The 14,304-nt window shown below is 41.2% G+C and carries 13 protein-coding genes; 2 read left to right on the top strand and 11 right to left on the bottom strand.

The window, feature by feature from the left end; genetic code table 11:
- Positions 1-7 precede the first annotated feature (7 nt).
- The 9 genes from ilvC to ACQQ5U_RS02255 all read right to left on the bottom strand — a co-directional run bounded on the left by ilvC (position 8) and on the right by ACQQ5U_RS02255 (position 9,933).
- A complete protein-coding gene (gene ilvC, locus ACQQ5U_RS02295) occupies positions 8-1,483 on the bottom strand; it encodes a ketol-acid reductoisomerase (RefSeq protein WP_437395320.1) in 1,476 nt (491 codons plus the stop codon).
- Positions 1,484-1,507: 24 nt separating this feature from the next.
- Entirely contained in the window at positions 1,508-2,035 is a 528-nt protein-coding gene (ilvN, locus tag ACQQ5U_RS02290; RefSeq protein ID WP_437395319.1) for an acetolactate synthase small subunit, read from the bottom strand.
- Between the two features lie 8 nt (positions 2,036-2,043).
- Positions 2,044-2,622 carry an O-methyltransferase gene (locus ACQQ5U_RS02285; RefSeq protein WP_437395318.1) on the bottom strand — a complete coding sequence of 193 codons (579 nt, stop codon included), beginning with the start codon at positions 2,620-2,622 and terminating at the stop codon, positions 2,044-2,046.
- Positions 2,623-4,356 (bottom strand): biosynthetic-type acetolactate synthase large subunit, encoded by a 1,734-nt coding sequence (ilvB, locus tag ACQQ5U_RS02280; protein ID WP_437395317.1) that lies wholly within the window; start codon positions 4,354-4,356, stop codon positions 2,623-2,625.
- A 36-nt stretch (positions 4,357-4,392) separates the two neighbouring features.
- Complete coding sequence (gene ilvD, locus ACQQ5U_RS02275; RefSeq protein ID WP_437395316.1) at positions 4,393-6,069, bottom strand: dihydroxy-acid dehydratase; 1,677 nt, start codon at positions 6,067-6,069, stop codon at positions 4,393-4,395.
- Between the two features lie 360 nt (positions 6,070-6,429).
- On the bottom strand, positions 6,430-7,269 hold the full coding sequence (locus ACQQ5U_RS02270; protein ID WP_437395315.1) for a biotin-dependent carboxyltransferase family protein: 840 nt from the start codon (positions 7,267-7,269) through the stop codon (positions 6,430-6,432).
- The gene (pxpB, locus tag ACQQ5U_RS02265) at positions 7,262-7,996 is read right to left on the bottom strand and encodes a 5-oxoprolinase subunit PxpB (protein WP_437395314.1); all 735 of its coding nucleotides are present in this window, start codon (positions 7,994-7,996) and stop codon (positions 7,262-7,264) included. The genes ACQQ5U_RS02270 and pxpB overlap by 8 nt, the downstream gene beginning before the upstream one ends.
- Complete coding sequence (gene pxpA / locus ACQQ5U_RS02260) at positions 7,993-8,736, bottom strand: 5-oxoprolinase subunit PxpA (RefSeq protein WP_437395313.1); 744 nt, start codon at positions 8,734-8,736, stop codon at positions 7,993-7,995. Before pxpA ends, pxpB begins: the two co-directional genes overlap by 4 nt.
- Positions 8,737-9,933: an Nramp family divalent metal transporter gene (locus ACQQ5U_RS02255; protein WP_437395312.1), complete on the bottom strand. Its 1,197-nt coding sequence runs from the start codon at positions 9,931-9,933 to the stop codon at positions 8,737-8,739.
- A 181-nt stretch (positions 9,934-10,114) separates the two neighbouring features.
- Here ACQQ5U_RS02255 and ACQQ5U_RS02250 point away from each other — a divergent pair, with 181 nt between their 5' ends.
- Positions 10,115-10,558 carry a hypothetical protein gene (locus tag ACQQ5U_RS02250; protein ID WP_437395311.1) on the top strand — a complete coding sequence of 148 codons (444 nt, stop codon included), beginning with the start codon at positions 10,115-10,117 and terminating at the stop codon, positions 10,556-10,558.
- Here the strand turns inward: ACQQ5U_RS02250 and ACQQ5U_RS02245 are convergent.
- On the bottom strand, positions 10,555-10,965 hold the full coding sequence (locus tag ACQQ5U_RS02245; protein ID WP_437395310.1) for a hypothetical protein: 411 nt from the start codon (positions 10,963-10,965) through the stop codon (positions 10,555-10,557). The two genes, ACQQ5U_RS02250 and ACQQ5U_RS02245, sit on opposite strands and share 4 nt — an antisense overlap.
- A gap of 269 nt (positions 10,966-11,234) precedes the next feature.
- On the opposite strand from ACQQ5U_RS02245, the gene ACQQ5U_RS02240 reads away from it, so the two are divergent.
- Positions 11,235-12,662, top strand: coding sequence for a M20 family peptidase (locus tag ACQQ5U_RS02240; protein WP_437395309.1), 1,428 nt, complete (start codon positions 11,235-11,237; stop codon positions 12,660-12,662).
- A 2-nt stretch (positions 12,663-12,664) separates the two neighbouring features.
- Here the strand turns inward: ACQQ5U_RS02240 and ACQQ5U_RS02235 are convergent, their stop codons facing one another.
- Positions 12,665-14,200, bottom strand: coding sequence for a YifB family Mg chelatase-like AAA ATPase (locus ACQQ5U_RS02235; protein WP_437395308.1), 1,536 nt, complete (start codon positions 14,198-14,200; stop codon positions 12,665-12,667).
- Between the last annotated feature and the right edge of the window lie 104 nt (positions 14,201-14,304).

The raw sequence follows: 14,304 nt of genomic DNA, 5'->3' as shown, positions 1-14,304 counted from the left end.
TTTTGTGTTATCCAATTGGCTTCATGGCCGTCATCGATGCCCGCAATCTGGCACCTACAACTTCTACATCGTGCTCACGGATGGCCTTGTTCACGGCAATCAACCTAACGTTATCCACACCGGTATCTTTGCCTTCACCAAAGTGCTTTCCAATGATATCGGTATCCACTTGCTTCATAAAATCCGTCAAAAGTGGCTTACAAGCATGGTCGAACAAGTAACATCCATACTCTGCAGTATCGGAGATTACGCGGTTCATCTCGAACAATTTCTTTCTTGCAATAGTGTTGGCGATCAATGGGGTCTCGTGCAACGATTCGTAGTAAGCAGACTCGCCAATGATTCCAGATTCGGTCATGGTCTCATAGGCCAATTCCACTCCTGATTTCACAAAAGCGACCATTAACACGCCGTTATCGTAGTATTCCTGCTCAGAGATTTCCATATCTCCTGCCGGTGTTTTTTCAAAAGCAGTCTCTCCCGTGGCAGCCCTCCAATCCAAGAGGTTTTTATCCCCATTGTCCCAGTCTTCCATCATGGTTTTGGAAAAATGTCCACTCATAATATCATCCATGTGCTTTTGGAACAAGGGACGCATGATTACTTTTAATTCTTCTGCCAAATCAAAAGCTTTGATTTTTGCTGGGTTGGACAAACGATCCATCATATTGGTAATACCTCCTTGTTTCAATCCTTCGGTGATGGTTTCCCATCCGTATTGAATCAATTTGGAAGCATAAGCTTTGTCCACTCCCTTTTCAACCATTTTATTGAAAGAAAGAATGGAACCAGTTTGCAACAAACCACAAAGAATGGTCTGTTCTCCCATTAAATCAGATTTTACTTCCGCCACAAATGATGACTCCAAAACACCTGCTTTATCACCACCTGTTCCTGCCGCATACGCTTTGGCCTGTTCCAATCCTTTTCCTTCCGGGTCGTTTTCTGGGTGAACGGCAATCAAGGTAGGTACACCAAAACCTCTTTTGTACTCTTCACGCACCTCGGAACCTGGACTTTTTGGCGCTACCATAATTACGGTAAGGTCCTCGCGAACCTGCATTCCTTCTTCCACGATGTTGAAACCGTGGGAGTAAGACAATGTCGCTCCTTTTTTCATCAAAGGCATAACGGTGCTCACCACATTGGTGTGTTGCTTGTCTGGAGTAAGGTTAATCACCAAATCAGCGGTCGGAATCAACTCGTCATAGGTTCCCACCACAAAATTGTTCTCCTTAGCGTTCTTGAACGATTGTCTTTCCTCTTTGATGGCTGCTGCACGAAGCGCATAAGAAATATCCAATCCCGAATCTCGCATGTTCAACCCTTGGTTCAATCCTTGGGCGCCACACCCAACAATTACAATTTTCTTTCCTTTTAGTGCGGTAACACCATCGGCGAACTCGCTGGAATCCATAAATCTACATTTCCCCAACTGTGTCAGTTGTTCGCGAAGTGATAGTGTGTTAAAGTAATTTGCCATTTTTAATATTTGATTTTATGCTATTTAGTTTTCTTGAAATTCTTGTAATATTTCGCTTATCGGCATAGTTGCCTTTGTTACTGCGATTCTGCCCGAACGCACAAACTGCATAATGCCGTAGGGCAAAAGTGCATCGTGCATTTCGTCTATTTCGTGCCTACGACCTGTTTTGGCCAAGGCAAAAAACTCACGGTTTACAGTTACAATCTGCGCATTGCTTTCTTTGATGATGTTTTGAATCTGACGTTCATCGAACAACAAGTGCGAAGCAATCTTGAACAACGCAGATTCTTGATAAATGGTTTCATCATCGGTATGGTAATATGCCTTGATAACCTCTATTTGCTTTTCTATTTGACCAACAATCTTGCGGGTCCAATCCTCCGTAGTAAAAACTACAATAGTAAATTTTGAAACACCTTCTATCTCTGATTTAGAAACATTTAAGCTTTCTATATTAATGTGTCGCTTTAAGAATATCCCCGATATTCTATTGAGCAACCCCACATGATTTTCGGAATACACCGAGATGGTATACCATTGTTTTTCCATGTTCTCTTCTATTTTTTTACTGCAACTATAAGTCCTGTGGACCAGTTCATCTTTGTAATTGTAATATCATCCCTTTTTTCAAGCACCTTCACCAATGCATTGGCTTTTTCTTCATGTCCTTCTGACCAATTGGACTGCTTTTGCATATCGTCGATTACATAGTAACCTCCTTTGTTCAATAGTGCCAATGTCGTATCCAAATGACTGTATTTCCCAGGCCAAGCATCTGCAAAAATCAAGTCGAAAGAATCTCCCTTGTATTCATTCAGCCACTTGCCGCCATCCACACAAATAAGCTCCAATCTGTCTTTGTCCTCAAAAAACAATTTTGCCACTTCGATTAGTGCTGGGTCATTATCGATACTTGTTATTTTTGAATTCTCATCCATCCCCTGAATCAACCAGGACAAAGACAATCCAATTCCCGTACCCAACTCCAAAAACTTACCTGATGGTTTTGATGCCACCAGTGTTTTCAACAAAGTGCCAATATAAATATCGGAAGGCATGGTAAATCCCATCTCCTTGCTCTTCTCAAGCAAATTTTGATATTGCTTAGGCTTTTCTGTGATAGCGGATTGATCCATTTATTTTAACCTGATATCTGAAACGGATGCCCCTGATGGAATCATCGGAAATACATTATCCTCTTTTTCCACTTTTACCTCCAAAAAATATGGCTCTTTGGATGCCATCATTTCTTGCACCGCTTCTTGAAGATCACCTCGCTCGATTACTCTTCGTGATTTGATATGGTATCCTTCCGCGATTTTTACAAAATCTGGATTTGTCATCACTGTTGAAGCATACCTTCTATCAAAAAAGAGTTCCTGCCACTGACGCACCATTCCCAAGTGGTCATTGTTCAAAACCACAATCTTAACGGGTACGTTGTGTTGAAAGATAACACCGAGTTCTTGAATGGTCATTTGATAACCACCGTCTCCTATAATAGCAACCACTTCGCGATCCATTGCACCCATTTTGGCCCCAATAGCCGCTGGAAGCCCAAATCCCATGGTTCCCAAGCCTCCAGAAGTAATATTACTCTTGGACTGTTTGAACTTGGCATATCGACATGCTATCATTTGATGCTGTCCCACATCGGAAACAATAACAGCTTTTTGACCAGAGGCTATATTGATTTGCTCAATTACCTCACCCATTGTAAGCCCTTCTTTGGTTGGGTGAATATCATTTTTAATAAGGGTGTCGTACTCAATCTGATGCATTTTATCAAATTCAGCCTTCCATTCCTTGTGCTCTTTTTTATCCAATAAAGGCAAAATGGCACTCAACGTTTCTTTGGCATTACCCAAAACGGCAACATCTACTTTTACATTTTTGTTGACTTCTGCCGGATCAATTTCAAAATGAATGACCTTGGCCTGCTTTGCGTAGGTATTCAAATCACCGGTCACACGATCATCAAAACGCATTCCGATGGCAATGAGCAGATCGCACTTGTTGGTAAGCATATTGGGAGCGTAGTTTCCGTGCATTCCTACCATACCAACATTCAGCGGATGGTCGGTATCCATTGCGGATAATCCTAGAATAGTCCATGCCGCAGGAATTCCGGCTTTTTCAACCAAAGCTTTGAGTTCAGCTTCCGCTTCACCCAAAATCACCCCTTGTCCAAATACAATAAATGGCTTTTTGGCGCTATTGATTAGTTCTGCTGCTTTTTCAATACTACTGGGTTCGGGTTTTGGAACAGGCTTGTAGCTCCGTACCGCCGTACATTTTTCGTACACAAAGTCCAACTCATCAAATTGGGCATTTTTGGTGATGTCCACTAATACAGGGCCCGGTCTTCCTGACCTTGCAATATAGAATGCCTTCGCCATTATCTCTGGAATCTCTTCCACTCTGGTAATCTGGTAGTTCCACTTGGTCACCGGTGTAGAAATACCCACGATATCAGTTTCCTGAAATGCGTCAGAACCCAAAAGGCTTCGGGTTACCTGACCCGTGATACACACCATAGGTGTAGAATCTATCTGAGCATCGGCGATTCCTGTTACCAAGTTGGTTGCACCTGGTCCTGAAGTTGCCATAGCTACTCCTACTCTACCCGTAACTCTTGCGTAGCCTTGGGCTGCATGCGTGGCACCTTGTTCATGACGCGTCAGAATATGTGTTAATTTATCTTGAAACTTGTACAGCTCATCATAAACGGGCATAATGGCACCACCAGGGTATCCATAAATCAAATCAACCCCTTCTGCAAGCAAGCAATGGATTATGGCTTCCGCACCTGTTATCCTGATTGCCTTTTGTTTTTTACTATCTTTTTTTTGTGCCTTTAATGTCTCCATAAGCCTGTATTTAGGGAGATACCCCTATCATAATTTTTAGAACAAATCGGTAACACAGCCTTTTGCTGCCGATGATACCGTTTTGGCATATTTGTATAAGCTTCCCGACTTGATTTTTAATTCAGGTTGCTTCCATTCTTTTCTTCTTTGCTCAAACTCTTCGTCCGAAATATTGATATTGATGGTATTGTTTACAGCATCAATAGTAATTTCATCTCCATTTTTCACCAAGGCGATTCCACCACCTACTTGAGCTTCAGGAGAAACGTGACCCACCACAAATCCGTGAGAACCACCTGAGAACCTGCCATCAGTAATCAAAGCCACATCTTTTCCAAGCCCAGCTCCCATAATGGCGGAAGTAGGCTTTAACATTTCGGGCATTCCCGGAGCGCCTTTTGGCCCTTCATAACGAATGACCACTACATCGCCTTTCTGAACCTTACCGGTATGGATACCTTCGTTTACAGCAACCTCGCTATCAAAAACACGCGCTGTCCCCGTAAACTCCAATCCTTCTTTACCTGTGATTTTTGCTACGGCTCCTTCAGAGGCAAGATTTCCATATAAAATACGAATATGTCCTGTTTCCTTTATAGGCTGCTCTTTCTTTCTGATGATATCCTGACCTTCTTGCAAATCTGGGGCATCCAATAGGTTTTCCGCCAAGGTTTTCCCGGTAACGGTCATACAATCGCCGTGAAGCATGCCTTCTTTAAGCATATATTTCAATACCGCTGGAACACCCCCCACTTTGTGAAGGTCTTCCATTAAATATTTTCCACTAGGCTTTAAATCGGCCAATAGAGGTGTTGATTCACTTATTCTTGTAATGTCCTCCAAAGTAAAGTCAACCTCTGCAGCATGTGCTATGGCCATAAAGTGAAGTACTGCATTGGTAGAACCGCCAAGCACGGTCACTAACCTAAAGGCATTTTCCAATGCCTTTTTGGTAACAATATCCCTTGGTTTGATATCTTCCTTCAACAAATGGTACAAAGCAGCACCTGAAGCTTCGCAATCAGCTTGTTTTTTATCGTTTACCGCTGGAATAGAAGAATTAAAAGGCATGGACATTCCCATGGCCTCAATGGCAGATGCCATAGTATTGGCCGTGTACATACCCCCGCAGGCTCCAGCTCCCGGACACGCTTTGTGAATGACTTCCTTATATTCGGTTTCATCTATAGCGCCAGCAACCTTTTGTCCATATGCCTCAAAAGCCGAGATGATATCAAGTTTTTTATTATTGTGACACCCTGGTGCTATAGTTCCCCCATACACCAAAATGGATGGACGGTTCAAGCGCAATTGTGCCATCAAGGCACCCGGCATGTTTTTGTCACATCCTACCACGGTTACCAATCCGTCATAGCTCATAGCATGAATAACGGTTTCAATCGAATCTGCAATGATGTCCCTTGAAGGCAGGGAGTATCGCATACCCGGAGTTCCGTTGGATATTCCGTCGCTTACCCCAATGGTATTAAAGATAAGACCCACCAAATTGGAAGACTCGACCCCTTTTTTTACATCAAGGGCCAAATCATTTAAATGCATATTGCACGGGTTACCCTCGTAGCCAGTACTCGCTATTCCGATTAAAGGTTTTTGAAGATCTTCATCTGTTAATCCAATCGCATGCAACATTGCTTGTGCAGCTGGCAGCGTTGGGTCTTGTGTTACTTTTTTACTAAACTTGTTCAATTCCATTATCAAATTTCATTCAAATACAGTATTCTTCTGAATATATACCGCAATTCAAAGATAAATGTTTAAAAAGCCCTAGATTTTTAACAGTTCCTTGCTGTTTAAATCCACTGGAAACATAATAAACATAAATATCTGTATTTCAGTTTTTTAGGTTAATTAAAAATCCAACATTCAATTAATTTTATTGCAAATAAAAAAGGCCTGTATCGTATGGGATACAGGCCTTTTTAGTCAATAGCAAGTCTGTATCACCCCATTCCTGGGATAATAATGACCTCGATAATGACTAGATTATTTCTTTTCATACTTCAATGGTACGAAAAATAACGGTTCTGTTTTCGGTAAAATGAAAAATTATTTCTAAACAAGTTTAAACAGCAGTTTGTCCCCATACTTTTTCTGGGCCAAAATGGAAATGGATTCTTCCGAAAGTTGCAGGATTCTTGGATAACCTCCCGTGGTTTGACCATCTTTCATTAAAATGATCATACGACCTGCTGGAGTCAACTGGATAGTTCCTGGTAATGTTCCAGAGGTTAACATGGAATGCGAATGCCCAGTGATCAATTCAGAAAGCTGATAGGCCATTCGGTTATTCTCCTTGGAGACGGTAAAAGGTTTTGCAAATATTTCGGTAAGCTGTACGTCAGACAATAAAGAAAACTCAGGACCTTTATATACTTTCAAGGTGTTTTCCTCAAAATGCTCTTCAATCTTCACTTCCGATATTTTGGGCTTATACGTTAAAGTTTCCTTGTAAGGTATCTCTTCACCATCCTTTATCCGTGCTTTGCTGGTAACAGGGTAAAATTGGGAACGGCTATTGAGTAATTTTTCGGATTGAAATCCGCCTTTAACTGCCAAATATCCCCTGAATCCTTGTTCCAAACGCCCGTAGGACAAAATATCGCCTTTTTCCACTTTTACGACCGCATAATTATCAATGGGCTCCTTGTTCAAAGTAGCAGCAATATGCGCTCCTGATAAGCTTATATACGTATCGGCATCAAACTGTAGTGTAGGACCCGTCATAGTAATTTCCAAAACAGCATCATTCTCATCATTCTCCAATAACAGATTGGCTTTTTTAACGGATTCCACATCCATTGCCCCAGCAATAGGCACACCTATATCCCTGTACCCAAATCTACCTAGGTCTTGGATGGTTAAATAAAGGCCTGGTTTCAACACTTTAAGCATTCAACACTACTTTTTCTGGTTTGTAAATGCCCACTTCGCCTTCAATTTTATGAAGTTCGTATTCTGCTTTGGAAATACTCTCGAACTGTATCTTATCCCCCACTTTAACGAAACAAGGGTCTTTTTTGCTGGGATCGAACAAAGCTACAGGGCAATTACCAATAATGTTCCAGCCCCCTGGGGAATCTTGGGGGTAAATACCGGTTTGTTTACTGGCCAACCCCACGGAACCTTTCTGCACTTTCAATCTTGGTTCTGCCCGACGCGGAATCTCCAAAGATGATGGCAGCCCGCCCAAATACATAAAACCGGGCAAAAAACCGATTCCGTAGACTACATATTGATGTGAGGTATGCTGTTTAATCAATTCTTCCAGCGAAATGTTCAAAGTTTTGGCCGCTTCTTCGATGTCCATTCCAAACTCAAGGTCGTAGCAAACGGGAAGTGTCCATAAATGTTGAACTCGTTCTGTTTTTGACTGGGCCTGTTTTTCATGGCAAGCCTGAATCATTTCCTTGGTATCCTCAAAATCCAAATGGTCTTTGTTATAGACCATAGTTAAGGAATTATAGGCAACGGACATTTCCCAATTGGGTATTTTCAGCTCTTTAAAAGCATCCATAAAATCAAGGATATCTGCCAAAATGGATTCACTTACTTCATCGGGCCACTCCACTAAAACGGCTCGTTCTCCAAAGGGTTTGATGCTGATGGGGTAACTTTTCACTTTTGTATTTCTACCTGGTTCTTGGGTAATTCTTTTGAAAGATACATTAATATTTTTAACGCAGAAACCGTATCGCCATGTATACAAAGAGTATTCGCCCGGATATCACACAAATCACCATCCACGGACCGTACCTTTCCGTTTTTAATGATGGGCAATACATGTTTTAACACTACTTCGGGTGCTGTAATTAAAGCATTTTCTTCTTTTCTGGAGACTAGGGATAAATCAGCATTATAGTTTCTATCCGCAAAGGCTTCAAACCAGAGATTGAAACCTTGCTCCTTTGCTTTTCGTGCTATTACCGAGTCAAAAGGAATGTATAGTAGGGCTCTCTGTTTGTAATCGGCAATGGCATCCAAATACACCTCTGCCAACCTCTCATCCTTTGCCGTTTGATTATAAAGTGCTCCGTGGGCTTTGATATGATGCAAGCTGATTTGTTCCTGTTTTAGAATCTCATCAAAATCCGCCAATTGTTTTCTAATACTTTGTATTAGGTCTTGGTCTGAGATATCCATCACTTCCCTTCCAAAATTAGCTTTATCAGGGTATGATGGATGCGAACCGACCTTAAGATTATGTTTCTTGGCGAGAGAGGCAACCTTCAACATGGTTTCCTTGTCTCCCGCATGGCCACCGCAGGCAATGTTACAGGAACTTATGAATGGGAAAATATCCGCTTCATTCCCTACTCCTTCCCCTACATCACAATTAATATCAATCTTAAATTGACCCATCTATAATAATCCAACTACTTTAAAAATACTTTTTGCCCCTAAAAATATAGCGAATGCCACAATGGCAATACCGAATGTATTTTGCAACACTGTATTCTTGTTTTCGCCCATCACAGATTTTTTATTTACTATCCATAATAGCAAGAGTGCCATTACAGGAAGTAAGATTCCATTGGCCACCTGTGCAAATTGAATCACCTCGATGGGTTTTATATCAAAAGAAAGAAACACCACCCCGCATAAAAGTACTATGGCCCAAACCATTTTGAATCTTTTGTTCTGCATGCCTCCTTCCCAACCAAAGCAACTACTTGCCACATAGGCGGCAGCCAAAGGTGCGGTGATTGCAGAGGTGATACCTGCGGCCAAAAGTCCAATTGCCATAAATAAGAACGCCATTTTGCCAAACAAGGGCTCAAGGGCCTTTGCCATATCCAAAGCGTTGTTGATTTCCGAAATTGGTGCTGCCGATGCCGTTATCAGTATTGCCATGGAAACCAATCCTCCCAAACCAATGGATACGGTAGTGTCCCAATTCAGAGCATTTAAATCGGTTATGGAATTCCATTTCTCCTTAACCAAAGAGGCATGCAAAAAGAGATTATACGGTACCACCGTAGTACCCACCAAAGCGATTACCGTGAGCAATCCGTCTTCGGGCAGCTGTGGTACAAACATTCCTTTTAATATTCCAGAAATTGATGGTTGGGTGATAATGGCACAAATTACAAAGCTCACTCCCATAATGCCAACTAGGCCCACAAATATTTTCTCTAAAATCTTATAACTACTGAACCAAAGCAATAGAAATATGATGACTCCTATAATTACTGGTAAAAGAGGTTTTAATTCTGGTTGCGGCAACAACTGTTCAAGCCCCAGAGTAGCACCTCCAACATTACCTGCTTCGTAGGCCGCATTACCCACCAAAATAGCCCCCAAAACAATAGCTATTACCACATTTTTGACCCAAGGTGTTTTAAGTTCTGTTCTGACCACATCAACAAGTCCGTTTTGCGTAACAAGGCCTATTCTGCCGGCCATTCCTTGCAAAACAATGGTTGCAATAATGGACACCAACAAGGCCCATATCAAAGCATATCCAAAGCGAACTCCCGCCAAGGTACACATAGTGATTGTTCCTGGACCCACAAAAGCTGCTGCGACAAGAACGCCCGGTCCTACTTTTTTAAACATGGATTCTTTGGTTTTCGTGCGATGAAATTAAAAGTATATCTGAACAAAACATGCATTTCATCCAAAAAAATGCATTTCGTCTAAAAGTGGAATGTCGTACGTCGAATTTTTATACGATTTTAAAAAACTCAAAGTTATAATAGTCCCAAATCATACTTAGACTTAAACCTTAAAAAAACTTATGACATGTAAGGATTGCGGCAAAGACATTAGCCCTCAGCAACTTAAAGTTTCAAAAGAATCTTTAGGTGTTGAACTTTGCGAACGACATACACGGCTGATCAAAAAAGTGATACTGGACAACAACACCCCGATTGATGCTATTCATTTATTCTATGCCTTAAAAGAAGCTGGCGTTTATCCCATGTTGGAATGGTGGGATGGTAAAAAATCAGTTGATATTGCCATCTCCCGCGTTAAACTCAATATAGAGATTGACAAAAATTATAACATGATAACCCATGAACAAGCCATTAACGACCTAGAAGACGCCATGCATTCCTTTAAAAATGGATTTACCACCATTAGGATTCCCCATTTGGCCATAAAATATTATTTGGATGAAACGGTAGAAAATATTCTAGGAATCATCTCAGGGTTGAAAGCGAATATAAAGGCTATTTAGTCAGAAAACTGATACCTGTTTTCTTTCTTGGATTCTTTGTATTCCAAAATATTGATGACCAAGGTATCCTCTCCGATATTCTCCAAGTCGTTGACATAGTTTTTTCCCCTGTTTTCAAAATACTCGGTATCGCCAGGGTTAAGCTTGACCATATCAATTTTACCATTTCCATAACGGGTAATCACTAAACCTCCTGTAGTACATACCCAACCGTAATTGGTATTATGTCTTCTAAAATTTAGTCGTTCACCTGGAAGAAGCTTTAGGTCCCAAAGCTTTATTACCTCATTCTCAAAAACCAATCGATTACTCAACGATCCTTTTATTTCTTGATGTAGCAACTCATCAATCTTCTCCTGCTCCCAAGGGTCAAAATTGCCCACTGGGTTCAACTCCACAAACTGCATTCCATTTAATTTTTCAATAGCTGTGCGAAATTAGAATTTAAAATGCTAACAGGCAGTGATTTAAACCAACTTTAACGAATTAATTGAGCATCTTGGCAATTCACTGGATGTCATTATCATTTTAATTAAAATGGAAGGTTTAATTTACTTACTTACAATTATTTGTCTTAAAATGACCAAGCTATGTTTTTTTGCATAATTTGTGAGTGCCTTTTTTAGAATAAGCACAAAAGAAACATCCAAATACCAACCTTTTTAAAAAACCAACCATGAAAAAATTAATCATTGCTATTGCTGCCATTATTGTTGTTCTAGGCGGAATATTAGTTTTCAACACAGTGTCGCTAAAGTCGAAACAAGTTGATTCCGAACCATTGGCAACAATGAAGTTTCCGGAAATGGCTTTGCAAAACTTGTCCAAAGCCGTTCAATTCGAAACCATTTCCTTTAGCGAAGAGGCCATTCCCGACTCGACCGCATTTAATGGGTTTCACCAGTTTTTGAAAGATACCTACCCCATGATACACGAAAAACTAACGCTGGAAAAAATCAACGAGTACAGTCTTTTATATAAATGGAAGGGTACCGATACATCCCAAAAACCGATAATTCTACTTTCCCACCAAGATGTTGTGCCAGTGGACCAGCCGACCCTTGACGCTTGGGAGGCAGGCCCGTTTGAGGGAATCATTACTGATACACACATTATTGGAAGAGGAACCATGGATGATAAAAGTTCTTTAATGGCACTCATGGAGTCCGTAGAAGTATTACTGCAGGAGTCGTTTACACCGAAACAAACCATTTATCTCGCATTTGGACACGACGAAGAACTTGGCGGGGAACATGGAGCCCAGGCAATAGCGGCCCACTTAAAGAAAAAAGGTGTTCATGCTGCAATGACCTTGGACGAAGGTGGTTTTTTGGCCCAGGATATGGTTCCGGATTTTGACAAGACCGTGGCTATGGTAAACTTAGCAGAAAAAGGCTATGTATCCTTCAACCTTATTGTTGAAACCACCGGAGGACATAGTTCTGCCCCTCCAGAAAACAATACTCTAGGTATGTTGGCACAAGCTATTGTGGACCTTGAAGACAACCAACTACCTTATAAATTGGTAAAGCCTATCGATTATCAATTTGAATATATGGGTGCAGAAATGCCTTTTTTTAAACGAATGGCCTTTGCCAACCCTTGGCTTTTCAAAGCCCCTGTGTTAAAAGCACTTAATGCCCATACCACAACAGCGCCAACTATAATTGAAGGTGGAGTAAAGGACAATGTGATTCCAACCGTGGGGAAAGCAACCATTAATTTCAGGATTTTGCCCGGAGAGACCGTTGAATCGGTAAAAGAACACATCCAAGAAACCATTGGAGATGGCATTAAGGTTGAAATTGCCGGTTTTTCCACAAACCCCTCCCCTGTTTCTGGTATAGATTCCGATGCCTTTAAAAATCTTGAAACAACGATACGTTCGGTATTCCCCGAAGTAGTTGTAGTTCCAGGCTTAATTGGCGGTGGAACAGATGCTCGATATTTTTATGATGTTTCAGACGATGTGTACCGATTCTATCCTATACGAATAGGTCCGGATAGCATGACAAGATTCCATGGTATTGATGAAAAAATAAGTAAAGAAAACTACAAGGAAATGATAACCTTCACCTACAACTTAATCAAAAGGTTCAATTAGGGTTAGCCCAACCAACCTTCCCTATCCAAGCTTCGGTATTGGATAGCTTCGGAAATATGGTTTTCCGCCACCTGTTCGGATTGTTCGAGGTCGGCAATGGTACGGGACACCTTTAAAATTCTATCATAAGCCCTTGCAGAAAGGTTCAAACGTTGCATGGCATCTTTTAAAAGATTTTTGGAGGATTCGTTGAGCTTGCAAAATTCCCTAATGTGTTTGGTGCTCATTTGGGCATTGTAATGAATACCTTCAACTTTCTCAAATCTTTGGGTTTGAACTTCGCGTGCCGCTTCGACCCTTTTTCTTATTACAACGCTGCCTTCCCCTTTTCGCTCTTCCGATAATTTATCAAATGGAACAGGAGTAACTTCAATATGTATATCGATTCGATCTAACAATGGCCCTGAAATTTTGCCCAGATAGCGTTGCATTTCAGCAGGAGAAGATGTTACAGGAGCATCGGGATCATTAAAGTATCCTCCGGGACTGGGATTCATACTGGCCACCAACATAAAACTGCTGGGATAGGTTACTGTAAATTGTGCGCGGGCAATGGTAACCTCCCTGTCTTCCATCGGTTGTCGCATGACCTCCAATACACGGCGCTCAAATTCGGGAAGTTCATCCAAAAAGAGCACTCCATTATGGGAAAGTGATATTTCTCCAGGCTGTGGATAACTCCCTCCTCCTACTAGAGCGGCACTACTAATCGTGTGATGTGGATTTCTAAAAGGTCTTTGACTCATCAAACCCTTATTCTTTACCTTACCCACAACACTGTGTATTTTGGTGGTTTCCAAGGCCTCATGAAGCGTCATGGGAGGTAAAATAGAGGGCAATCTTTTGGCCAACATGGTCTTACCGGCTCCCGGCGGACCAATTAAAATAACGTTATGCCCACCTGCAGCTGCGATTTCCATGCATCTTTTTATACTTTCTTGTCCTTTTACATCGGCAAAATCAAACTCTGGTAAATGAAGATTTTCATAAAACTCTTGTCGGGTATCCACATGTGTCTGCTCCAAAGGGACATCTTGATCAAAAAAGTCAATAACCTCTTTAATGTTTTCGACCCCATATACCTTAAGTCCGTCCACAACAGCAGCTTCATTCGCATTTTCTTTGGGCAAGATAAAGCCTTCAAAACCTTCTTCTCTGGCTTTTATGGCAATGGGCAAAGCACCTTTTATAGGCTGTAAACTTCCATCCAAAGAAAGCTCACCCATAATCAGGTAATTGCTAATATTTACCGATTTAATCTGATTGGATGCCGCCAAAATGCCAATGGCCAAAGTAAGATCGTAGGCCGACCCTTCCTTTCTTAAATCGGCAGGTGCCATATTGATGGTTATTTTCTTTCCTGGAATTCGATAATCGTTGTTTTGGAGCGCAGCAGCAATACGGTAATTGCTTTCCTTAATAGCATTATCGGGCAAACCTACTAAATGGTATCCTATTCCTTTGTCGATATTTACCTCCACAACAATAGTGGTTGCCTCGATGCCAAAAACGGCACTCCCGTAAACTTTGATGAGCATATGGAATTTCTAATTGAATGAGACTGAAAAAGTAGCCATTCTCATCACAAAAAGATTTTCTTTTTGACGAATACCCTAATTTGAATTGATGAAAACCCTTTTTG

The sequence above is a fragment of the Flagellimonas lutimaris genome (genome assembly GCF_051494225.1).
GTDB lineage: Bacteria > Bacteroidota > Bacteroidia > Flavobacteriales > Flavobacteriaceae > Flagellimonas > Flagellimonas lutimaris_A.
This window is presented reverse-complemented; position numbering and strand designations above follow the sequence as displayed.